Annotated in this window: 23 protein-coding genes and 2 riboswitches; of the genes, 14 read left to right on the forward strand and 9 right to left on the reverse strand. The window is 40.3% G+C overall.

The genetic code is table 11. The annotated features are described in order from the left end of the window. Positions 1–336: 336 nt before the first annotated feature. Entirely contained in the window at positions 337–1992 is a 1656-nt protein-coding gene (locus ICL16_RS34175) for an alpha-amylase family glycosyl hydrolase (RefSeq protein ID WP_190836033.1), read from the reverse strand. 254 nt (positions 1993–2246) lie between these two features. Then, positions 2247–2618, reverse strand: a complete 372-nt coding sequence (locus ICL16_RS34180) for a DUF1823 family protein (RefSeq protein ID WP_190836034.1) — start codon at positions 2616–2618, stop codon at positions 2247–2249. Positions 2619–2688: 70 nt separating this feature from the next. On the opposite strand from ICL16_RS34180, the gene ICL16_RS34185 reads away from it, so the two are divergent. Beyond that, entirely contained in the window at positions 2689–2991 is a 303-nt protein-coding gene (locus ICL16_RS34185; RefSeq protein ID WP_190836035.1) for an acylphosphatase, read from the forward strand. Between the two features lie 53 nt (positions 2992–3044). Here the strand turns inward: ICL16_RS34185 and ICL16_RS34190 are convergent, their stop codons facing one another. Next, the gene (locus ICL16_RS34190) at positions 3045–4295 is read right to left on the reverse strand and encodes an MBL fold metallo-hydrolase (protein WP_238361080.1); all 1251 of its coding nucleotides are present in this window, start codon (positions 4293–4295) and stop codon (positions 3045–3047) included. A gap of 21 nt (positions 4296–4316) precedes the next feature. Beyond that, the gene (locus tag ICL16_RS46305; RefSeq protein ID WP_238361081.1) at positions 4317–4541 is read right to left on the reverse strand and encodes an FAD/NAD(P)-binding protein; all 225 of its coding nucleotides are present in this window, start codon (positions 4539–4541) and stop codon (positions 4317–4319) included. A 651-nt stretch (positions 4542–5192) separates the two neighbouring features. Next, a riboswitch (cyclic di-AMP (ydaO/yuaA leader) is annotated at positions 5193–5379 on the forward strand. 131 nt (positions 5380–5510) lie between these two features. On the opposite strand from ICL16_RS46305, the gene ntrB reads away from it, so the two are divergent. The 9 genes from ntrB to ICL16_RS34235 all read left to right on the forward strand — a co-directional run bounded on the left by ntrB (position 5511) and on the right by ICL16_RS34235 (position 14377). Continuing rightward, positions 5511–6362, forward strand: a complete 852-nt coding sequence (ntrB, locus tag ICL16_RS34195) for a nitrate ABC transporter permease (RefSeq protein WP_190836036.1) — start codon at positions 5511–5513, stop codon at positions 6360–6362. Positions 6363–6391: 29 nt separating this feature from the next. Then, complete coding sequence (locus ICL16_RS34200) at positions 6392–7819, forward strand: ABC transporter substrate-binding protein (protein WP_190836037.1); 1428 nt, start codon at positions 6392–6394, stop codon at positions 7817–7819. A gap of 48 nt (positions 7820–7867) precedes the next feature. Continuing rightward, positions 7868–8707 (forward strand): ABC transporter ATP-binding protein, encoded by an 840-nt coding sequence (locus tag ICL16_RS34205; RefSeq protein WP_190836038.1) that lies wholly within the window; start codon positions 7868–7870, stop codon positions 8705–8707. Between the two features lie 17 nt (positions 8708–8724). Beyond that, positions 8725–8867, forward strand: a riboswitch (cyclic di-AMP (ydaO/yuaA leader). Between the two features lie 158 nt (positions 8868–9025). Next, positions 9026–9715 (forward strand): universal stress protein, encoded by a 690-nt coding sequence (locus tag ICL16_RS34210; protein WP_337907183.1) that lies wholly within the window; start codon positions 9026–9028, stop codon positions 9713–9715. A 279-nt stretch (positions 9716–9994) separates the two neighbouring features. Next, entirely contained in the window at positions 9995–10594 is a 600-nt protein-coding gene (locus ICL16_RS34215; RefSeq protein WP_190836039.1) for a hypothetical protein, read from the forward strand. A 6-nt stretch (positions 10595–10600) separates the two neighbouring features. Next, on the forward strand, positions 10601–12334 hold the full coding sequence (locus ICL16_RS34220; RefSeq protein ID WP_190836040.1) for an OmpA family protein: 1734 nt from the start codon (positions 10601–10603) through the stop codon (positions 12332–12334). 22 nt (positions 12335–12356) lie between these two features. Further along, positions 12357–12854 carry a Rab family GTPase gene (locus tag ICL16_RS34225; protein ID WP_190836041.1) on the forward strand — a complete coding sequence of 166 codons (498 nt, stop codon included), beginning with the start codon at positions 12357–12359 and terminating at the stop codon, positions 12852–12854. Continuing rightward, on the forward strand, positions 12855–13250 hold the full coding sequence (locus tag ICL16_RS34230) for a hypothetical protein (RefSeq protein WP_190836042.1): 396 nt from the start codon (positions 12855–12857) through the stop codon (positions 13248–13250). Positions 13251–13261: 11 nt separating this feature from the next. Next, positions 13262–14377, forward strand: a complete 1116-nt coding sequence (locus tag ICL16_RS34235; RefSeq protein ID WP_190836043.1) for a sensor histidine kinase — start codon at positions 13262–13264, stop codon at positions 14375–14377. A 27-nt stretch (positions 14378–14404) separates the two neighbouring features. On the opposite strand, the gene ICL16_RS34240 is transcribed toward ICL16_RS34235, so the two are convergent. Beyond that, positions 14405–14608, reverse strand: a complete 204-nt coding sequence (locus ICL16_RS34240; protein ID WP_190836044.1) for a chlorophyll a/b-binding protein — start codon at positions 14606–14608, stop codon at positions 14405–14407. 32 nt (positions 14609–14640) lie between these two features. After that, the gene (locus tag ICL16_RS34245) at positions 14641–14841 is read right to left on the reverse strand and encodes a chlorophyll a/b-binding protein (RefSeq protein ID WP_190836045.1); all 201 of its coding nucleotides are present in this window, start codon (positions 14839–14841) and stop codon (positions 14641–14643) included. A gap of 497 nt (positions 14842–15338) precedes the next feature. Here ICL16_RS34245 and ICL16_RS34250 point away from each other — a divergent pair, with 497 nt between their 5' ends. Then, entirely contained in the window at positions 15339–18470 is a 3132-nt protein-coding gene (locus ICL16_RS34250) for an MFS transporter (RefSeq protein WP_190836046.1), read from the forward strand. Positions 18471–18559: 89 nt separating this feature from the next. On the opposite strand, the gene ICL16_RS34255 is transcribed toward ICL16_RS34250, so the two are convergent. Continuing rightward, entirely contained in the window at positions 18560–18856 is a 297-nt protein-coding gene (locus ICL16_RS34255) for a hypothetical protein (RefSeq protein ID WP_190836047.1), read from the reverse strand. Between the two features lie 108 nt (positions 18857–18964). Next, positions 18965–20638 (reverse strand): sensor histidine kinase, encoded by a 1674-nt coding sequence (locus tag ICL16_RS34260; protein WP_190836048.1) that lies wholly within the window; start codon positions 20636–20638, stop codon positions 18965–18967. A 227-nt stretch (positions 20639–20865) separates the two neighbouring features. Here ICL16_RS34260 and ICL16_RS47875 point away from each other — a divergent pair, with 227 nt between their 5' ends. Further along, a complete protein-coding gene (locus ICL16_RS47875; protein ID WP_420485321.1) occupies positions 20866–21015 on the forward strand; it encodes a UPF0175 family protein in 150 nt (49 codons plus the stop codon). Between the two features lie 3 nt (positions 21016–21018). Next, a complete protein-coding gene (gene surE / locus ICL16_RS34270; RefSeq protein WP_190836065.1) occupies positions 21019–21705 on the forward strand; it encodes a 5'/3'-nucleotidase SurE in 687 nt (228 codons plus the stop codon). Here the strand turns inward: surE and ICL16_RS34275 are convergent. Then, positions 21702–22001: a hypothetical protein gene (locus ICL16_RS34275; RefSeq protein WP_190836066.1), complete on the reverse strand. Its 300-nt coding sequence runs from the start codon at positions 21999–22001 to the stop codon at positions 21702–21704. The genes surE and ICL16_RS34275 overlap by 4 nt on opposite strands. A 548-nt stretch (positions 22002–22549) precedes the next feature. On the opposite strand from ICL16_RS34275, the gene ICL16_RS34280 reads away from it, so the two are divergent. Beyond that, on the forward strand, positions 22550–23227 hold the full coding sequence (locus ICL16_RS34280) for a sugar transferase (protein WP_190836049.1): 678 nt from the start codon (positions 22550–22552) through the stop codon (positions 23225–23227). The last annotated feature ends 70 nt before the right edge of the window (positions 23228–23297 follow it).

Consider the following 23297-nt stretch of genomic DNA (forward strand, 5'->3'; position numbering starts at 1 on the left):
AATTACAAATAATCAGCTACGTTGAAAGTTTTTGTACTAGCTTCAATTCAGCAAGTAAGAAAAAACTTGACCTATACAGAAACCGGGTTTCTCAAAGTTCATAAACCCGGTTCCTTGGATTTCCAATATCAGTATCTCACCCTGCCACTCGCGTTCATTAGTGTTAATTACTAATGTACTCAAGGTGAGAAATACCCTAGTGGCAAGGCTTTCAGCAATTTATTTTTTTTTAGTGGGGTATGGGTGCGGGTATTTCACGCTCTCAGAGACGTTCCGCCGGAACGTCTCTACTCCGCCGGAACGTCTCTACGTTTGTCAAATTGATTTGTCTTTTAACTACTGCCAAACAAATACCTTGGCTTCGTATGGTCCTATATCAACCATAATACCTTCGTCACCAGCTTCAACATCATAATTACCCGTCCACTCGTGCCATTTACCACTGGCAGGGAAGTTGGGAACGTGATAACCTGCTAAGAAGTTTTCTGAGAAATTTGCAACAACTACAACACGAGAACCTTCATCATTCCAGCGGGTATATGCTAGTACCTTTGCTTCTGGGTTTTCGTGGATGAAATCAATATTTTCTGTGTAGAGAGCGTGATTACTCTTACGCAGGTTAATCAAACCTTTGTAGTAATCAAACAAGTTTCGATTTAAGTCATTGCCAAGCAAAGTCCAGTCAATTTTAGCTGACTCTGGTGTTTTCGGCTTGTATTCGCCAAACTCTTCACCCATCCAAATTAAAGGTACACCAACAGCGGTCATCAAGATGGCAACTCCTAACTTAATCCGTTTAAAGGCTTCTTCATCAAAAATATTGTGATCTCCCATTTCTACCATTAAATGGTTATGGTCGTGGTTAGTAAGATAATTCACAACATTGGTAGCACCCAAGAAGCCTTGGCGTTTACAGTCAATTACATCTTTGAGCCGTTCTAAATCAAAGTTCTCACCGCAGATATGTTCTTTAATGCAATGATAGAAACTATCATGCCAGCACCCATCCATTGGTCCATCGACATTAGTGATGCTGGGGGTTTCAGGAATGTGTTCGGCAATATTGTAAAATGGCTTCATGCTAGCAGTATTTTTAGCTTCTTGGACAATCCAATGCATGAAATCGTAGTTAGCAATTTGCCGCGCTGCGTCGTAGCGGATACCATCAATGTGATATTCTTCAATCCAAAAACGGACTGTATCGCCAGCAAATCTACGTGCAGGATAGGTATCTAACTTTTCGTCGTAGAGTTCATAATTAAATTCAGGTCCCCAGCTATTATCAGGATCGCGGGGAGAGTGATGATACCAGTAATCGTGATCGATTTGGGTAAGTGGAGATGATGCTTCTGAGTGATTGTAAATACCATCCATGATAACGCGAATACCTCTAGCATGGCACTCATCAATCAGCTTTTTCAATCCTTCAGTTGAACCGTAACTCGATTCTGTGGCAAAGAAATGCCGTGGGTTATAACCCCAACTATGATCTCCTGGATATTCTTTTACAGGCATTAACTCAATAGCATTGATGCCCAATTCTGTTAAATAATCTAACTTTTCCACAACGTGCTTGTACTTTCCGCGTGCATAAGGATCGTCTTCACCACCGGAAAAGTCTCCTACGTGTAATTCGTAAATTACTAATTCGCGATCGCTTGGTAAAGGTTTATCGTCGTGTTGCCAAACATAGGTATCAACAATTCTTTGCCCATCTTTGATGCGCACAACACCATCATCATTTCCACTTAATTCATCAATATCAGTGGCATAGGGATCTGTAACATCTACCCATTGATCTGGTTCTAAAAACCATGATTTTGATTGCACGCGGAATTTATATGAATAAACACCGTCTTCTAGTTCTACTTTTGTGCAAAAATAACCATCTTCTCCTTTTTCCATTTCAATTGGATCCCAATTAGAAAAAGAACCAATTAAAGCTGCTCTTTCGTTATATGGTGCAAACAGATTAAACTCAATTGATGCCATAAAATTAAGTGTTATGAATTATCTACTCGTGAGGAGATGGTGTTTAATCACGCTCTTTATCAGTATTGTCTGATTTTTGGCAATAAAGGAAAATCGTTCTTTAGAAAGAATAAAGTATTTTTTTCTTCTATCTTTAGAAATAAATTTTGATAAAAAACATAGTAAAGGTGAAATCAAATAGTAACTATAAGTAATTATTATGTACACAGATCCCCGACTTTTTTAAGAAGTCGGGGATCTGAGGATATGGTTGCTCACTGATGATGCGCGGTTTGCATATAACTCAACAACCAATTAGCTGCCGTTGCCCTACGAGTTTGTCGAGGACCAAACTCACCAATTTTGTAACCTTTGAAACCCAATTGTTCTTTCAGCAGCTGTTTATGCTCAGAAGGAATGGAACGAGTGAGTTTAACTGTGGCAGGACGACTTTCAATAAAATCAGGTGGTTCTGGATACTCAGAGCGCCATTCGGGTGAAACTTCCTGAGTATTCCACTGCCCAATTGAGGAGTCATAGCGATAGCCCAAGTAGTGCCATACTAACTGATTAACTCCTTCATCATCTATTTCCTCGTTCAAAATTGCCCAAATAGTTTCCGTATTTAAAGGTCGCAAATTAGACATAAGCAATTTAAAATTCCCTTGTGCATCATAAACAAGGTAAACTGTAAATAGTCAAGTTATCATCCAACCGATGGATAAACCTACACCACCGTCAGAGCAAATCCGCGCTCATGTATTTGTTTCTGGCAAAGTCCAAGGCGTAGGCTACCGCTACGCTACTGTGGATACAGCCAGCCAGATGGGATTAAGTGGTTGGGTGCGCAATCTTCCCGATAATCGTGTAGAAGCAGTCTTTGAAGGTAGCCGAGAGGTTGTGGAAGAAATGATTCGTTGGTGTTACCAAGGACCACCAGCCGCTTTAGTTAAAGATGTTGTGGTAGAGTATGAGGAACCAGAAGGTTTGCGAGGATTTCAAGTCCGGCGTGTTGAGTAGGGGCGAACAGTTGTTCACCCCTGTATGTGTATCAAAATGCTTAAATTGAATTTTTAGATTTGATAGTCCAATACCATCAGAATACCTCCACGTTGATTTGCAGGAACAGCTTCAGACATTTTTTTCGGATAAGGCAGGTTTAGGTTATTCATTAACGTGATAAACTGGCTGCGGCTGCGTTCAGCAAATCGGGGATTCCAACACTTTTCTTCACCAATGGTAGACACGGTTCGTCCTTGGTAGTCGTGAGCAGGATATACCAAGGTAGCATCTGGTAATGTGAATACTTTCTGCGTAATAGCATCATACAATAGTCCAGCATCACCATCTTGGAAGTCGGTACGACCACAGCCCCGGATTAATAGTGCATCTCCAGTTAATAAATGAGTATGATTAACTAGGTAAGCCATGTGACTGTTGGTATGTCCGGAAGTAGCGATCGCCTGAACTGGCACGTTACCTAGATGTAAAATATTTCCATCGCTAATGTAGCTGTCTGCACAGGTAGTCTCAGCATGTTCAGGCATAATACTCAAACAACCAGTCAGCTCCTTAAGTTTAGCTGTACCAGTAATATGATCGGCATGAATGTGAGTTTCCATACAGTAGCGCAAAGTCAGCCCTAGTTCTCGGATGATTTGAATATCGCGTTCGACTTGCTCAAATACAGGATCGACTAAAAGGACTTCTTTAGTTTGTGTATCGGCAATCAAGTACGTGTAAGTACTTGACTCTCGATCAAACAGTTGACGAAATAGCATAGCTGTGGAAGCGCAATTTTCTCCTACAGCATAGGGTATGGGATGGAGAGATTTTAGTAACTCAATAGCCAAATTAGCTGCTTGGGTGCGAATTTCCCCAACAGCAGTACTTTCCCAAAGATTGCCTTTGCGTGGAGTCCCCAATGTATACAACAATTTAGAAGCATTTCCATCTGCATCAAGTAGTGCACCGTTATTCGTAGTGTCTATTCCTATTGATAGAGCGTGCGGACGAATTAGGCGTTGTTCTTGTAGACTGGCAAGCAACGGATGCTGCATGGAGCGGTAGTTACAGTTGGAGCCTGTACAGTTGATTATTCTGTTTACTGGCAAAACAATTTCTGCTTGTGTGTGTCGTTCTTTGATTGTTACAGCTACCTTGCCCTCAGACTCTTGGCAAGTTTGAATCCGACCTGCATAATATGTGAGTTGACCGGATTGCACAGCAGCATCTAATACAGAGGCAATTTCTGGGGCAATTCTATGACGGTGAACTTCCCAATACGCTTTGACGTGGCGCAGAAATCTTTTTTGTTCATTCAAGGGAAGTGTTTGCCAAAGTTCTTAAGCGCTCATCTTACCTGCTGGAACATTAAGCAAATGACAATTAACTGGTGTACCGTAAGCTACTCCTCTACCTATTTGCTGATTGCGTTCAATTAACTTAATCAACAGTGGCATTGTGGCATTGCGCATCATATTTACTGCTACAAGAGTGCCACTGAAGCCGCCGCCAATGATAGCGATCGTATTTGGAGAAATCTTCAAATTCATCATGTGATTATTCATAAATAGTATTTCTATATCTCTACAAATTTATAACAAATATTTCTTAATCTATGTTTCTTTAGTCGTATTAATATAGAATAATTAAATTTAAATCCCAGTTAGTTATGTGTAAAACCGGTAATTAAATGTATGTGTTAAATTCTCGTAATTCAGGTAGTAAATTTTTCTTGATTATAAATGCTGAAACTTATACCAATTCAGCTTTTTAGTCTTTTATCTGGTTTATTTCTAAGCAATTCGATGTAAATATCGGGGTTTCCGATTTATTTCTTAATTTATTACTTCACTCCGGTAAATTTACTAATTATAATGTCAATATTTTCTGACATATCATGTATTTACAAGTAATTCGATGCAAATATCGGGGTTTTAATATTTACCATATTTGTACCTTAAAACCACATATTCCATAGAGACGCTCCGTCGGAGCGTCTCTACAGTATGGCTATGAACACATATACATATGCACTGACAATATGGTATTTGTGCCAGTAGAGACGTATGTTTAACTTCAGGTCATAATTGTAAAGAATTTAGAACATATTACAGTCGTTCAATCTTTAGATATATTGACTGTACTGTGCTATAATGTTACACTAAATTTAAATCAGAGTAAGTCAGCTTAATCCGACAAATCGTCATAAAAGACGCGATACTCAAGTGTCTTTGAGTTGGAGCGGAGGAACCATACCCAGGGGCGTATCTTTGATCAAACAAACGGAAGATTTAAGATTTGAGATTAGCGCATAATCCAAAATCTAAAATCCAAATTGATCAAAGAGGGGCATCTCTCAGCCCTAGCCCGTCAGCTAACTTCGTAGGCAATGAGAGAAGACTGAAGAGACGGCATATGTATAATGTTCTGATCTCATCAGTAATCTTGGCTGGTACTGCTCAGGTTTTTTTGTACCTGGATGTAGAGACGTTCCGTCGGAACGTCTCTACGATTATCGCTGTTGAGGTTAAATAATGTTGTTGCAACTGAATTTAGCTGCAATTTTTGCCGTTGCTGGACAAGTAGCTTGGAAAAAGGCAAAACCTGTTATTTTTAGAGATAACTTTTTGCTACCATTACTTGGTTTCTTGGGGATCATTGTGCTGTGGTGGATTGTTGCTCTTGCCAACCATGAGTTAATGCCAACCCCTCCCGAAGCACTATCCGCAAACCTAGATTATATCCTCAACCCATTTTACCAAAGAGGACCGGGAAATTTGGGTATTGGTTGGTTGTTGTTGGCAAGTCTGCGCCGAGTACTGCTGGGTTTTTTATTGGGTGCATTAGTGGCGATTCCGGTAGGTTTTTTAATTGGCATGTCCCCAGCAGCAATGCTAGCGTTGAATCCAATCATTCAGATTTTTAAACCTGTTTCACCTTTGGCTTGGCTACCGATCGCCTTAGCGATTTTTAATTTAGCAGACCCCTCAGCAATTTTTGTCATCTTTATTACATCTTTGTGGCCAACAATTATTAACACAGCTCTTGGTGTATCGAGTGTTCCCAAGGATTACATAGATGTGGCACGGGTACTAGAAATGCCCAGATGGCGGCGAATTACCAAGATAATCTTGCCCGCAAGTTTGCCATACATTTTTACAGGGTTGCGCATCAGTTTGGGAATTGCTTGGCTAGTAATTGTGGCAGTAGAAATGCTGACAGGTGGGATTGGGATCGGCTTTTTTGTGTGGGATGAATGGAGCCGTTTAAACTTGAGTTCAGTCTTCCTCGCAGTGTTTGTGATAGGCGTAACCGGGCTACTGCTTGACTTTGCTGTAAGCAAAGTTCAACAGTTAGTAACTCGTCGTCCGATAACTAGCACTTAAACGCTACTACAAGCACTCAGAGGAAGATTATGGAGCGAAGAGAATTTCTTTTAGGAATGGGGGCAGCGACAGCAGGAGTAGCGTTGTCGTCTTGTGAAATTAGTGGTAATCGCTCGGCAAAAGGAGTGACTGATGAAGCAGCAGCGATTCAACCTGTAGTAGATTCTAAAACGTTAGAAAAACCAAATCTTACCGTTGGGTATGTTCCTGTTAATGATTGTGCGCCATTTGCGATCGCTTGGAAAAAAGGTTTTTTTCGCAAGTACGGTTTAAATGTGACACTCAATCGCGAAGCAAGTTGGGCAACTTCCCGGGATGGAATAATTTTTGGTCGTCTTGACGCCTCACCCGTGGTATCAGGAGCCGTGACTAACGCTAGAATCGGAGCAGAAGGCGCACGTCACGCTCCATTGTGTGCAGCGATGACGATTCACCGTCATGGTAATGCCATGACGATGAACAAATCCATGTGGGATTTTGGGTTACGTCCTTGGTATGAGTATAAGGAACAGTATGGCGATCGTGCTTTAGAAGAGTTTGGGCGTGATTTTCGTGCTTACTTTGACAAGCAACCGCCGGAACGCAAAGTCTGGGCAGTAGTACTAAGTTCTGCTATTTACGAATACTTTATCCGCTACCTATCCGCCGCTGCTGGTGTCGATCCTTTCAAAGAGTTTCGGGTAATTATCGTACCACCACCGCAGATGGTAACTAACGTGCGGATTGGGGCGATGCAGGCTTACATGGTGGCAGAACCTTGGAACACACGCGCCATTAAAGGTAACGAGGGCGTCGGCTTTACCTTTGCTCAAGGTAAAGAAGTTTGGCTGGGGCATCCAGACAGACTTTTGGGAGTGATGGAATCTTTCATCGTCAATTACCCCAAAACCTATCGTTCTTTGGTGAAGGCGATGATTGAAGCTTGCCAGTATTGCAGCAAACCAGAAAACCGCCTTGAAGTTGCCACGCTGCTGACAGATCGTTCTTTTACTGGTGCAAAACCGAAAAAGAAAGATGCTCCTGTAACTAAGTTTACAGGTCCTGCTATTGTAGGCAACTATAACTACGGTGGGTTTGATGGTAAAGACCGGACAAAAAAAGCAGCAGACACGACAATATTTTATGATATTCCTGACAACATTCTCAAACAGCCAGGAGAACACTCAACATTCTTATGGAGATCGAGAAGTCTTTGGTTAATGACGCAGGCGGCTCGTTGGGGACAAATTAAGGAATTTCCCAAAGATGCTGAAAAACTTGCCTCACAAGGCTGGAGAGCAGATCTTTATCGTGAGATTGCGGCTGAAATGGGTATTAAGTCCCCCAAGGATGATTACAAAGTTGAACCCCCGGAAGTATTCATAGATAACAAAAGGTTTGATCCCAGCGATCCGGTGGGCTATCTCAACAGTTTTGAGATTAGAGCCAATGCTCCTACTCGTTTCTACCTATCGTAGAGACGCGATATATCGCGTCTGTACAAATCGTAATATCAGGAGTTATTCATGACTAAATCTACCTCATTCTCCACTAACATCAATGGTCATAACATCCGTGGTACACCATTTCTAGAAGTTGAAAATTTAGTCAAGGCATATCCGAAAGCTGATGGAGATCAGTTTGTAGTCCTTAATGGCATAGATCTTACAGTAGGCGAAGATGAGTATATTTCCGTAATAGGACACTCTGGTTGCGGAAAATCCACACTGTTAAAAATTGTAGCAGGTTTAGAAAAAGCAAGTTCTGGCTCGGTACGACTGGATGGTAAAGAAATCCGCAAACCCGGTGCTGAGCGCATGATGGTTTTTCAACATTACTCTTTATTACCTTGGTTAACGGTAAGGGAAAATATCCGCTTAGCTGTGGATGAAGTGCTGAAGAATGCCAATCGTGCTGAAAAAATTAGCATTGTCAATGAACATTTGGCAATGGTAAATTTAACAGCAGCAGCAGATAAGTACCCAGATGAAATTTCTGGGGGGATGAAGCAACGGGTAGGTATTGCCAGAGCATTGGCAATTCGTCCGAAAATGTTGCTGATGGATGAACCTTTTGGGGCGCTTGATGCCCTCACAAGGGGTAAACTGCAGCGCCAAGTGTTAGATATATGGGAAAATCATCGTCAAGCGGTGATGATGATTACCCATGATGTGGATGAAGCGATTTATATGTCAGACCGGATTGTGTTGATGACCAATGGTCCATCTGCTACAATTGGGGAAATTTTAGAAGTACCATTTCCCCATCCACGTGATCGCGCAGAAATGCGCAACTCAAAAGAATACTACGAACTGCGTAACTACGCTTTGAATTTTCTAGATCGCTATTTTACCCAAGACGAGTAGAATAGATAATGATCTTTTCAAGTGGGTAGCCTAATTCAAATTCCGATGGGGTTTGGAGCGGAGGAACCAATATTTGGGGCTAATTTCATCACTGTAATGAGAGAGACACCTTCCAGTCTTAGCCCGTCAGCTAACTCCGTAGGCAATGGAAGGAACCCCCAAAACTTGGCTGTAACAGCAGTTGTTCTTGGGGTTCCTTAATAATTCGTAATTCGTAATTCGTAATTGAAAAACTTAATCACGAGTTACAAATTGTAAATTATGAATTTTAGCCCGCTTCTCTGTTGTCATTAGTTTTATTTACGAGAAGTTAAAGCTGTGAATATTAAGCCAATGTTAGTGCGTTTACAAAACGCAATGGGTAGAGATAATTTGCTAGAGCAGGTGTTATTCCAAACACCACAAGCTCATTGTTTTGAACAAGCTAAATCCCTTGAATCAGTTAACATAGTTGTGGGCTATAACGGTTCTCCTAAAAGTCATACAGCATTAGATGTTGCTTTATTGATGGCTCACCAAACACAGTTAGCCACAAAAGAGCAAGTAACTGTTCAAGTTGTTTATGTGTTAGAAGATAGTTTCCGCAATGATTATCAAGATATTTTATCAATTGATGCGGCTTCCAGTAGTAGATTAACTTTTCAGGTTCCACTCTATTTTCCGCAGCCCTCAGCATCTAAAGAAGTTGGTACACGCATCTCTAGCCAAGTAAAATTGCAAGCAACCGTACCATATCCAAAAAAAACATCAGCACAGGAGTTTGCCCAAGCAGAGACAATCTTACGACAAGCAATTTGTTTAGCTGAAGAATGGAAGAGTTCTTTCAAAGCTCATCTTCGCTTTGGTTGTGTGGCAACTGAACTTAAGATAGTAGCTGAATTAGAAGCTGCATCTTTACTTATATTAGGTTGTGACTCTTCTCACCATCCACTAATTCAACAACTAGGTTCCAACTTCCCCTTTCCAGTGTTGGGTATACCTCCTTGCTTTGAAGACGCACTGTTGTAGCAACGCGGAGCACCAACACCCTCAAAGGTGTGGCTACACGCACAAAGCCGGAGCTACGGCAGGCTTTGCTCTACTAACCCCAGGAATCTCGCGCCTGCGGGCAGGCGTATTGTAGTAAAAGAGTCAAAATTTGGATTTGGGTGCGTTACACAAGAGTTAACGCACCCTGCTTTTTATCTTATAATTTTGTAAATTTTTCAAGTAGGCAAATTATGTATCAACAAGATGTGATAGAACAACTAAAGTTAAGCCAATAAAAGTACGAAAAGGATTGATTGTATGATTTTACCAGAAGGAGAACATCACAATAACTCTATAGAATCAGTTCAACCAAAATCACGTCAAGATCAATCCAAGCCTCACATTAGTACAAATTTTGGTGAAATTCATAGTTTAGAGAAAGTCAGAGATATTCTCTTTGGTAATCAAATGCGGGAAGTGGAAAATAGGTTTGCCCGTATAGAGGAACGCCTAGTAAGAGAGTTTACTAACTTACGTGATGATACCAGAAAACGTTTAGACTCTTTAGAAATGTATATCAAAAAAGAAGTAGATTCTTTAACTGAGCGGCTAAAACTAGAACAAACAGGACGTGATGAGGCAGTAAAATCACTAACTGAAGAGCAGAAAAATTTAACACTGTCATTAGAAAAAAAGCTATCTCAAATAGAAGAAAAAAATAATCAAAGCCAAAAAGAGTTACGCGAACAAATTCTTCACCAATCCAAAAATTTATATGATGATATCCAGCAAAAATCAGCAGAAATCTTAGTTTTGCTGCAAAAAGAGTCTCAAGAACTAAGATTAGAGAAAACTAACCGCTCTACTCTGGCTAATCTCTTTGCAGAATTAGCTGTACGTCTTAATGAGGAAAAGTAATGACAAATGACGAATGAGTATTCCTCAAATAATAATCATGATACTAGTGATGAATTGAGTGAACTTCGCAGTTTACTGCTTGGTTGTGAGCCAGATAAACTTAATTTACTCTATGAACGATTAGATAACTCGGAGATTACAGCCGAGGATATCAGCCGTATATTACCAGAAGCGGTTATTTTACGTACAATACAAGATAAAAAGTTGGGAGAGGCAATAGTACCAACTGTTGAACACGCTCTTCAAGCTTCTGTTAAACAAGATCTAAATGTTCTTGCCAATGCTATCTTCCCTATTATAGGACCAGCAATACGCAAAGCTGTAGCTACAGCTTTTGATGAAATGGTTCAATCTCTCAATCAAACTTTAGAACATAGTGTGTCGCCGCAAAGCTTTAAATGGAGATTAGAAGCCAGACAAACAGGAAAGTCATTTGCTGAAGTTGTCATGCTGCGTACACTAATTTATCGCGTAGAACAGGTATTTCTGATTCATAAAAAAACAGGATTGTTACTACAACATACGGTAGCACCAAGGGTGGCAGCTCAAGATCCCGACTTAGTTTCGGCTATGCTAACGGCTATTCAAGATTTTGTCAAAGACTCTTTCAGTGTGAAAAAAAGTGATACGCTGCAAAGTCTTGAGTTTGGAGAACTAACAATTTGGATTGAAGAAAGTCCACAGGCTGTACTGGCTGGAATTATTCGGGGAAATGCGCCCCAAGAATTAAGGTTAGTTTTTCAAGAAGCAATAGAAAAAATTCACCTTAAATTTGGTAAAGAAATTTATGATTTTACAGGCGAAACAGAGCCATTTACAGCTAGTAAACCTTATCTAGAAGCTTGCTTAGAATACAAATATAAATTACCAAAAAAACAGAACTATTCTTATGCATGGGGTTTGTTTGGTATAATAGCGATCGCCTTAGGTATGTGGAGTTTTTTGACAATTAAAGAACAGTGGCAATGGAATAACCTTTTGCAACAACTTAACTCTCAGCCAGGAATTATTGTACTTACAGTGAATAAGCAACAGGGGAAACATTTTATTTGGGGAATGCGCGATCCTTTAGCAGTAGATCCAAATCTGCTCATACAACAAACAAATATTAATCCTAAAACAGTTACTACTCAATGGAAACCTTACTTATCATTTGAACCACAATTTACTGCCAAAAGATCCGCCAAATTACTTCAACCCCCAACAACCGTATCCATGAAAGTTGATACACAAGGTGTGCTTGAGGTTAGCGGTAAAGCTCCACGTAATTGGATTTTAATGGCAAGAAGATTGTGGCGGTTTATTCCGGGAATTATTCAATATCAAGATAATAATTTAATTGCCCTAGAACTGAGGGAATTAGATTTATATAAACAGCAAATTGAACAAACATTTATTTTATTTAGTGATGGGACAACAGATGTTATACCTAGTGAAGGAAATAAACTACAAAATTTAATATTAACAATACAAAAGCTTTTGCAAACTGCGAAATCTCTGAATAAAGATTGGCAAATTCAAATCATCGGACATGCAACTACAACTGGAACAGAAAAAACCAATATAATACTTAGCCAAGCCCGTGCTAATAAAATATTATCTTATTTAGCAAAATCAGGAATTAACACAAACAAAATCTCTGCCACTGGAGTTGGCTCCAAGCAAATAGGTGCAAATATCAAAAATAAACAATCTAACCGTAGAGTATCTTTTCAGGTAATCACTGATAGGGGCAAATGATGAACTCCCGTAAAATAAATATATGTTGCAGAAAAAAGTTTGTATGGTAGGCGCATTCGCCACAGGTAAAACGAGTTTAGTGTTGAGATATGTTCATAGCATTTTCTCAGAAAAATATCTCACAACCGTAGGAGTAAAAATAGATAGAAAAACAGTAAATGTTAACAACAAGGAATTAAATCTAATTGTTTGGGATATTCATGGTGAAGATGATTTTCAAAAAGTAAGAATGTCCTATCTCCGGGGTTCTTCTGGATATTTCTTAGTAGTAGATGGAACTAGAAGTGAAACTTTAGAAAAAGCCTTGGAATTACAAAATAGGGTAGAGGAAGTTATTGGGCAAGTACCTTTCATTTTAGTACTTAATAAATGGGATTTACAGGATGAATGGGAAATTGAAACTGTCAAAATAGATGAATTGCTGCAAAAAGAGTGGAATATTGTTAAAACTAGTGCTAAAAATGGTATAGGTGTAGAGGAAATTTTTCAAACTTTGGCGATTAAGCTATTGGAGGAGTAGATGCTAGATATACCTGCTCCCATTATCAATTATTTATTCAACTTCATAATTGATAATCGTTCTCTTGCATATCTTTTAGTGAGTAAAAATGGCTGTTTGTCAGCTTGGGGTGGCAAGCTATCAGCTTACGGTGTAACAAATTTACAGCAAGGGGAAAATGTGAAACAGCAAGTTTTCTTTCTAGAAGGCTTATTACCTTTAGATGATTCTCCCTTATTTCTACCTTGTTTGAAAACTGAGTACGGGATTTGTGCTGATGTCCATATTTTCCCTAGTACGGAAGGAGATTGGGTATTATTATTAGATGCATCTGCCCATGAAATGCAAATTGGCTTAGTTCAACAATACGTAAACGATGTTAGTCTTTTAAGTAGAATAGTAAGTAATAATAAATAGCTGTCTCGATTATGAGTGACTCGATCACATCTGACTTATTTGCTGCTTTAAATATATTAGTATTAGAAAGATTAAATGTCAACACCTTTAGAATAATTGGAACTATACCAAATTGGCTGGAACGCTTTTGTAGTATAGAGGTTTCATCACAAAGCAGTCTATTCATACCTCAAGATAAATTACCTTTTTTGTCCAATTTTTTAATTGATGCAGAGGAATTTTGGCAATCGAATTTTCCAACTATTTTAAAATCAGGAATATGCTGTCATCCTGATTTATTTGGGAAGGAAGGTTACTTTGAGGCTTCAGCAATTTGCTTAAATGAAAGGAAAATTTTATTAGTAGAATTACTTGAACAATCTTATCAAGAAAAGCAAAATTTACTACAAAAAGCTAGGGAAAATCAATTAAAATATCAGCAATTACAAAAAGAAAACCAGAAAAATGAAGTATTAATCCACTGCATTCTACATGATATAGTAGGACAATTAAGTGGGATTAATTACTGTTTTGCTTTGTTGGAAATGGAGAACTTATCTGTTAAAGGAAAAGAATATCTTGAAGCGGGTAAAAAGCAAAGTCTGAAGCAAGAAATGTTGATTAGAGAGATATTAGATGCATTTTCTGCTGAGGTGAATCTAAACTCTTTTACTCGCGCTCCACAAATAGCACCGGATGCATTGGCTTCAGCGCAAGATGTGATTCAGCTTCTTAATCCGTCATTTACACTCAATAAGATCAAGTTGCAACTTGTTGTTACAAATGATGAATTTACAGATTGGAAAGTAGTAGGTGATAAATCGCGTTTGGAGCGAGCGATCGCCAATATAGTAGAAAATGCTTTACGTTACAGCCCTACCAACTCTACTGTAACTTTAGGTTTACACCCAGATGGAGATTACATTGTGATCACTGTAGACGATGAAGGCTCCGGCGTACCACAAGAGATGGTATGTAATTTATTCCAAAAGTTTTGCCAAGGAAAAGACAAATCAGGTAGATTGGGGTTAGGGCTTTATTTTTGTCGGATTACTGTAGAACGTTGGGGAGGAGATGTCGGTTATTCACCTCGCCCTCAAGGTGGTTCAAGGTTTTGGTTGCGCTTACCAAAACCCACAAACCCGTAAAGACGTTCCGCCGGAACGTCTCTACAATTAATAACCAATCAAATGTAATACATCGCGTAGAACGCTGAAGCCAGCCAAGTCCCACAGAAGATATGCTAAAAAACCAATCATAGCTAAACGACCATTCCAAAGTTCAGCTTGGGGATTGAAACCAAAGATAAATGCGTTACGGTCTATACCGTTATATTCTTTTGCTACTGGTGGTAAATCGGTAGAAGGACGAGATTCCATTTTTTTTTGCCTCCAAAATAATCAAGAAATTACTAGCCTACTAAATGTAGTACGTCACGCAGGACGCTGAAGCCAGCCAAGTCCCACAACAGGTATGCCAAAAAGCCAATCATTGCCAAGCGACCATTCCAAAGTTCAGCTTGGGGATTGAAACCAAAGATAAATGCGTTACGATCTATGCCGTTATATTCTCTTGCTACTGGTGGTAAATCGGTAGTAGGGCGGGTCTGCATTGTTTTATCCTGTTCTGTTTTTTCTCTGTGTTAACTCTAATTTAGCTGTTTAAAACAGATCTGCTTTCTGCCTGTAGGCACATACTACAAAACTCTTTTGGACGATTCTCACGCACTATTTTTGCTTCACTAAATCCACCTAGAGAGGGTGATAAAAAGAATATTTGTAAATAAATGTAACGTTGTTAACTATTAACTAACTGAAAAACCTGATTTTTCGCTCTTAAAATTCAGAAAACCTCGGTAAAATTAGCTTACTTTGTAACTTTATACAGTGTTCATTCTTATATATCTATACAGCAGATTTTAAGTAGGTAAAAAAACTTCTATCCCACGCTGGATGCTAGTTTCAAACTTTGGAGGGATGCTAAAAACACCTTAATTCCACGATTCTGATCTAAAGAGTTAGGTATTGCAAAAGATACAAAATCTCTTTATCTTTAAATATCACGTAATTTTTAATCCCCAGCGCATTCAGCTACGAGGAAGGAAAACGAATGTTTCAAGGTACGCACATAACACTGGGACTATACAAGTCGCTCTTTTGGGTGGCACAAATCTCAGGAAACCCACCAAATATTACACCAGTTCAAGCATCGGTTCTGACTTCAGGACCACACTTTTTTGTCGCTTTAATCTCTGGTGTAATCCTGGCTTTTGCCCTCCAATTGGTTTTAACAAACCTCTCAGTTGCTTTTGGTATTTCCTATTTGGGGCGTTCTTCTGACTCCGATTCTAGTCAGGGTAATGGAGAGGTAGGAAGTTTTGGAGGCACAATTCGCAAAATTGGCACAGCAGTCGGGCTTTGGACAGTAATCACCGTGACTATCGCCCTCGCTATTGCTAGTTTCCTCGCCGTAAAACTCAGTCTGGTAATTTTAAGTCCTGGGGTGGGGGCAATTTTGGGGTTGGTGATTTGGGGAGCGTACTTTCTGCTGTTGGTATTGATAAGTTCAACAACGGTTGGTTCCTTAATTGGTTCGGTAGTAAACACTGCCACTTCTGGCTTTCAAGCAATTATGGGGACAGCCACTGCAGCGCTGGGCGCAAAAGTTGTGAATCAGCAAGTGGTAGCAACTGCTGAAGCAGCAGCTGCGGCTGTGCGTCGGGAACTAGGCAGCGCTGTTGATCCTGCTAGTATCCGGGATAATATTGAAGATTACCTAGAAATGCTGCGTCCCCCGGAACTAGACTTAGGCAAAATTCGCGGTGAATTTGAAAGGTTACTTAACGATCCACAACTGAAAGCCATAGCAGGTAGTGCAGATCTACGCAATATTGATCGCCAAAAATTCATAGAATTAGTCAGCAGTCGTACAGATCTTTCCAAAAGAGACATTAACCGCCTCGCTGATACATTATATAACGTATGGCAGCAAGTGGTCAGTCAACAACCTGCCCAAGATCGTTTAGGTGAGTTAGTTGATTATCTGAAAACACTTCCACCCGGACAAACTAAGACAGATGAACTCAACGCCAAACTGGATCGGGTAATTGCAGAAATGCGTTCTGGAAAAGAAGCCGATCAAAAAGCCGCAGCAGCAACTCCAGGACCAATTCAAAGCACCCTGCAACAGGGAATTTCGGCGTTAACTGGTATAGTGTTAGGGCGGGCTGATTTATCAGACTTGGATGTGGAAAAAATTATTAGTACTCTTTCCACCGCCAAAGACAAAGTAACTGAACAAGCCGACAAGCTAGGAGTTCCTACACCACAACAACCCTACAGCCCCATTCGTATTGATGTAGAAAATTACCTGCTCAACACTTATGCTTGGCAACTAAATCCGGAGCGAGTAGATCGAGAGTTTCGTGACGTTATCTACGATTCAGCAGCCGATCCGGGAACTGTGCGGCGAGAGTTAGATCGACTGGGACGCAGTGATTTTGTTAATATTTTACAACAGCGAGGTCTGCTCACCCAAGCAGAAATTCGCCGCATTGCCGATCAACTTGAATCTATTCGCTTAGAAGTACTTTTAGCAGTCACCGCAGAAGAAGAAAGAGAAATAGTTCAAGACTTGCAACGCCGAGTAGAAAGTTATTTGCTGGTTACACCAAAGTCAGAATTGACAAAAGAAGGTATTCAGCAAAACTTTAAACCGCTTATAGAAGATTCAGACGCAGACTATGAAACTCTGTCTTTGCGTTTATCTCAGTTCGATCGCCAAGAGTTGCGAGAGATTCTGCTACAGCGCAATGACATTGATCCAGAGGAAGCAGATACCATTCTTGATGAGTTAGAAGAACAACGCAATCAAGTCTTAGTCGCCGCCAAAGGACTAGCAGATCAAGCCAAATATCAAGCAGAAACGCTGTGGTTGAATTTAGAGTCATATCTACGCAATACAGGCAAAGAGCAACTGAATCCTGATGCTATTCGTGGTGAGCTAAGAACCCTCCTCAACGATCCCCAAGCAGGAGTTGCCGCAATTAGAGCGCGGTTGTCGCGCTTTGACCGAGATACCTTGGTGCAATTACTGAGTCAACGGCGAGACTTGAGTGAAGACCAAGTTAATCATATCATTGATAATGTTGAGCATTCGTGGAGTAATGTTCGCCAAGCTCCAAAAGCTGTGGCGGATAAAGCTAAGGAACAATATGACTCTGTAACAACCACAATTGCTGATTACTTACGTAACACGGGCAAACAAGAACTCAACCCAGAAGGTATTCAAAGAGACTTTAATCGACTGTTTGAAAATCCAAAAGAAGGTGCTTTGGCGCTGCGCCGACGTTTGTCTCAGGTAGATAGAGATACGTTGGTGAAATTGCTCAGTCAACGTCAAGACTTGAGTGAAGAACAAGTCAATCAAGTCATTGACTCAGTACAAAATCAAATTCGCAACATTGTCCGCACACCTCGTCGCTTAGCTTCTAGAACACAACAAAGAGTACAAAACTTTCAAACTTATTTAGAAGAGTACTTGCGCTTAACTGGTAAGGAAGAATTGAACCCAGAAGGGATCAAACGTGACTTACAGTTATTGTTGCGCGATCCACGGGTAGGAATGGAAAGTTTAAGCGATCGCCTTTCTCATTTTGATCGTTCTACAGTCATCGCCTTGCTCAAACTGCGGGAAGATCTTTCGGATGAGGAAGCGGCACGAATTGCCGATAGTATATTCTCAGTTCGAGAGCAATTTGTGGAACAAGTGCGCGGCATTCAACGGCGCATTCAAGATGTGGTAGATGGTGTTTTTGCTCGCATCCGCTATTACCTCAACTCTTTAGATCGTCCAGAGCTAAATTATGACGGCATTAAGCGGGATGTGCGCTCCTTGTTTGACGATCCCCAAGCAGGATTTGATGCACTGCGCGATCGCCTGAGTTCCTTCAACCGGGAAACTCTAGTTGCACTCATGAGTTCCCGTGAGGATATTTCCCCAGAAGATGCTAACCGTATCATCGACCAAGTTGAGCGGGCAAGAAATAGTGTACTGCAACGAGCAGAACGCATCCAGCAGGAAGCACAAAGACGCCTTGAAGAAGTGAAACTTCAAGCACAACGTCAAGCAGAAGAAACCAGAAAAGCTGCTGCATCAGCCGCTTGGTGGCTGTTTACCACAGCCGCTGTCTCAGCTGTGTTTGCGGCGATCGCCGGTGCTGTTGCTGCATCATTTCTGTAGAGACGTTCCGCCGAAACGTCTCTACAAATTTTATTTGATGCCTCTCTTAGAGAGAGGCTTTTTTTTAGGCAAAGAAACTAGATAAATAATTAGTATAATAAGCCACCACCTTCTTCACCAACAGCGTAAGTAGTTGCCCAACCACCTTCTTCACGTAGAGATCTTGTGGTAAAATCGCCACCTTCTTCACCCAAAGCTAACGTGGTTTTATAACCACCTTCTTCACCCAGAGCTAACGTGGTAGCATCACCACCTTCTTCCCCGACAGCTAAAGTGGTATAGACACTTTCACCACCTACAACTTTATTTGCTTGTTCATCGGTAATTTCTTCAAAGTTTAACACTATTTCCAAATTAGAAATTTCCAGGTCAAATGGATGGCGCATATAAATACTCCTTAGTAGATTAGGACATGGTGCTTATCACGGGTTTAATATTATATTCTCAGCCAGTACCCATTTAATATAAAATTTCTGTAAACTTAATTACCACCCTTACCCTCTCACCGGCTCGGGGCTTGAGTGTAAAGATGTTGGTAACTCGATGGTAAAGGTAGTCCATCCCTTAGAGCTTTCCACAACAATTTTTCCCTCTAGTTGCTCTACTAACTTCTCCACTAAAGCTAGTCCTAATCCAGTACCACCTTGTTTCCATCGATCATCATCACAGACGCGGTAAAATTTATCAAAGATTCGCGGTAATTCTACTGCTGCAATTTCTACTGAATTACTGATCGTAAAAACAGTTGTTACCAAATCAGATTTACCGCAAACGCTCAGAATAATTTCACCATCCGCAGGAGTGTATTTGCAGGCATTGTTCAAGAGTTCGGTAATAATTCGCTCCAGGTTAGCTCGATCTGAAATTAGTGTTGGCAGGTGAGGAGGTAAATTTATTTGTAGAGTTTGCTGGCGTTGCTGAGTACGAATAACAAAAGACTCAACGATTGTTGGTAACCAATCTTGTAGGTTTATAGCTTCGACAACCAAGTTGGGATAAGATGCAGTTTCTAGCCGTTGTAAGTCTAACAAATCGTTAATCAACTGAATTTCACGCCCACACTCATTTTGTAAGATATCTAAATAGATCTGACTACGTTCACTAGTAGTAGAAATTTTCAGCATTTGGATCGCCATTTTGATATTGGACATGGGAGTCCGCAGTTCATGGGAAACTGTACTCAAGAAATCATCTTTAAGGCGACTGAGTTTTTGTAGCTCCTCAACTTGCGCTTTCGCGGCTTGGTAGAGCCGCGCTTGACGCAGAGCGATGGCGCATTGATTTGCTACTTGCTGCACCAATCGAATCTCCAAGTCAGTGAAGGCATAGTCGTGCTGAGTGATGAGCCAAAGATCTCCTAGTACTCCTTGATCGTCTAAAATCGGACAGGCGAGTAGTGTTACCCTACCCCGAATCGGGTTAGGAAAAATCGAGCAAAATTGACAATACTGACCGTTAAGGATTTGCTGGTAAACTTCTGGAAAGTTGGCTATCTGCATGACACGAGCCTGCGCTCCTGGGTTTACAGTGGCGTACTCATAGTAAATAGTAGAAATACCTTCCTCCAGATTGTACAAAGCCGTATTACAACAGTTCACATCCAGCACAAGAGCTAACTCCTGCAAGGCAGTTTGCAAAATTTGGCTTTCATCAAGACTATCGCGAACTTTGTCAGTAATGCGCTTGAGTGCTTGCTCGGCTTCTACATGTCGTGCCGACTCTTGACGCTCACGAGCCATCTCCAGAACAAATTCCGTCACATCCTCAATACTATGGATGATATGAGTAATCTCATTATTTGCACCAAAGACTGGTGAATTAACCTGACTCCAATACCGTTGTTCAGCTCCGTCTGTTGTAAATTCTGAGCGGCTGATGTCGTACTTGTGTATCCCCATTTTATGGGGAACTCGATTTTGTCGCACACTATTGAGTGAAGCACGCAAATTATTTACTTTTGTCACAGTCTGCTCGTCAAAATTTTCAGGCAAGACATCAAACAGCTCACGCCCCAGAATCTCCTCTCGTTTCGTCATAGTGGCGTGCAAGTAAGCATCACTCACCGCTACGATTTTTCCATCCGGTGTCAACACGAGATACAAGCCCGGTGCTGACTCAAAAAGAGTCTTAAAGTCAAGTGTTGTCACAGAGGTTTCCGAGTGTGTCATAAGAGCAGTGGAATGGCTTCAAAGCTAATTGCGTTCTGGAGACTAAGTTACATTTTCTAAAATTTTATGGAGAAACGCCATAGTCTCAAGCCAATTAGGTAATCAATTTCTTGCCGAATCAAATTTACATTTTGCGTTATCTGAATACTGATACTTTTAGAAGTATAGGAAATAAATACCAAATGTACGAAATAACTCTAACCGTATCAGAATAAACTATTCAGGCGCTGCACATTATACCAGAGAATTTGAGTAGTGAAGTACTTTTAGCGGCAGCAATGAAGTTGTACGAATTAGGTCGGCTTTCTTCTGGGGCTGCTGCTAACTTAGCTAGCATCCCTTTGATGCACTTTAATGTTATTGTATGTCCAATCTAAAATATTATGATCATTCTCACCAACGATGATGGAATAGACGCTCCAGGAATAAGGGCGTTGCTTCAAGCTGTAAATGGTAAAGAAGTAATTATCGCCGCGCCTCGCGATCATTTATCTGGTTGTGGACATCAAGTTACTACCACTCGTGCAATTCATGTCCACCGTCGCTCTGAGCATGAGTATGCGATCGCCGGCACTCCTGTCGATTGTGTGCGGATTGCCATAGCACAAATTTGCCCAAATGTCAAGTTTGTGTTATCGGGGATCAACGCTGGAGGCAATTTGGGCGTTGATGCTTATATTTCCGGTACTGTAGCTGCTGTGCGAGAGGCAGCAATTCACGGCATTCCCGCAATTGCAGTTTCTCACTACAAAAAAGGCAAGCTAAATGTTGATTGGGATGTAGCAGCGCGATGGACAGCAAATATCTTAGCTGATTTACTCCACCGTCCCTTAGAAACAGGAACTTTCTGGAATATAAATTTACCGCATCTGCTACCAGGAGAACCAGATCCAGAAGTTGTGTTTTGCCAACCCTGTACTAAACCATTACCTATTAACTATCGAATTGAGGGTGATAACTTTTACTACGACGGAAAATATTCTCAACGCGATCGCACACCAGGCAGTGATGTTGATGTATGTTTTTCTGGCAGAATTGCTGTAACTTTATTAACAATTAAATGTTAATCATTTGACCCTTCAATTAGTTTCATCAAACGGTCTAAATTTTGTGTCAATTGATTAAGTCGTTGTAAAGAATGTTCTTGGGTATCAGCTAGAGTCTGTACAGCATCACAAAGTGCCAATATTTGATAGCCCTGTTGCTGTACTTGCTTTCCTTGTTCTTCCACTTGCACACTCAGAGTATCCACTCTTACCGCCAGACTTTCAATTGTTTCAGTGGTAGCAAGTACTGCTTCCCCAATTTGCTCAACAATCGATTCCAAGCGACCGATTTTAACTTCCACTCCTGCTGTTACTATCATATATTTAGCACCACAATTATGAGATAGCATTAAAGTAAATTTACTGCTAATTCTGAAATTAACTAATACCAGTAGCAGTGTCTAAAAATTACTGCCAATATCATGCTATTTGCTATTGTCTCAATCACACTCAGTGTATGTACTGAATTACACTTCTTAAGATTCGTGACTTTTTCATAAGTTGGAAATCTGATTATGCCGCAATCGAGCATTAACGTAATTCCTACATACATCTTTTGTGTAATGTACTTTGCTTGATATTTGCCTTCTTCAGATATTACTGGAATTGTTCAGTATTAACAACAATTGGTAGCAAATTCTAACATAAACATATGCAAATATCAGTAATAAAAATATTTTTCATCCGCCGGAGGATATATTGATTTTACTTTACTCCAAATTTATAAAAAGTCCTTATCATCATCTTATTCATGAAGATTCAGTGAAAATACTGTGAATCAGGATCAAATTCATCAAAACTTAAGTCTATATTCAAAATAAAGTTACGTAATTATACGTCTTTAACTAACTTATTCGGCTTGACAATGTATCAAGTACAATTGACAACAGTTGTTGAAGGTGCAACTTCAGAATCTTGGGAATCACAATTTACCCACCACCCTTCTGTAAACTCTAAATTTAAACGTTGTTTAGATATTGTGGGTAGTTTGGTAGGGCTATTCATACTAGCAATTGTGTTTGTGCCAATTGCAATTGCGATTAAAATCGATAGCCAGGGTCCAATTTTTTTCACACAAGAACGATATGGACTGCGGGGACGCTCTTTCCGCCTCCGGAAATTCCGCTCAATGGTAGTTGATGCGGAAAAATTAAAGAGTTTAGTCAAAAATGAAGCTAACGGATTAGTATTTAAAAGTAAAAACGATTTTCGAGTTACAAGAGTAGGGCGCTTTTTAAGAAGTACAAGTTTAGATGAACTACCACAGTTTTGGAACGTTCTTGTCGGCGAGATGAGTTTAGTAGGGACTCGTCCACCAACTGCTGATGAAATCAGACTTTACGATCAGCGTCACTGGCAACGTCTCAATGTCAAACCAGGATTAACTGGTGAGTGGCAAGTTAACGGTCGTTCTAAGATTAAAGATTTTGAACAAATCGTTGATTTGGATCTAAAGTATCAAAAAAATTGGCATCCTTTGTATGATTTGTTAGTAATTGTAAAAACTGTTGTTGTCATTATTGGGCGAGTAGGAGCTTTTTAGTAAAAAACAACGCATTGTAGGAGCGCTCCTGGCGTTCGCTCCTACCTGTATATTTGTATCGAAATACGAA

Source organism: Iningainema tapete BLCC-T55, assembly GCF_014698965.1.
Taxonomy (GTDB): Bacteria; Cyanobacteriota; Cyanobacteriia; order Cyanobacteriales; family Nostocaceae; genus Iningainema; species Iningainema tapete.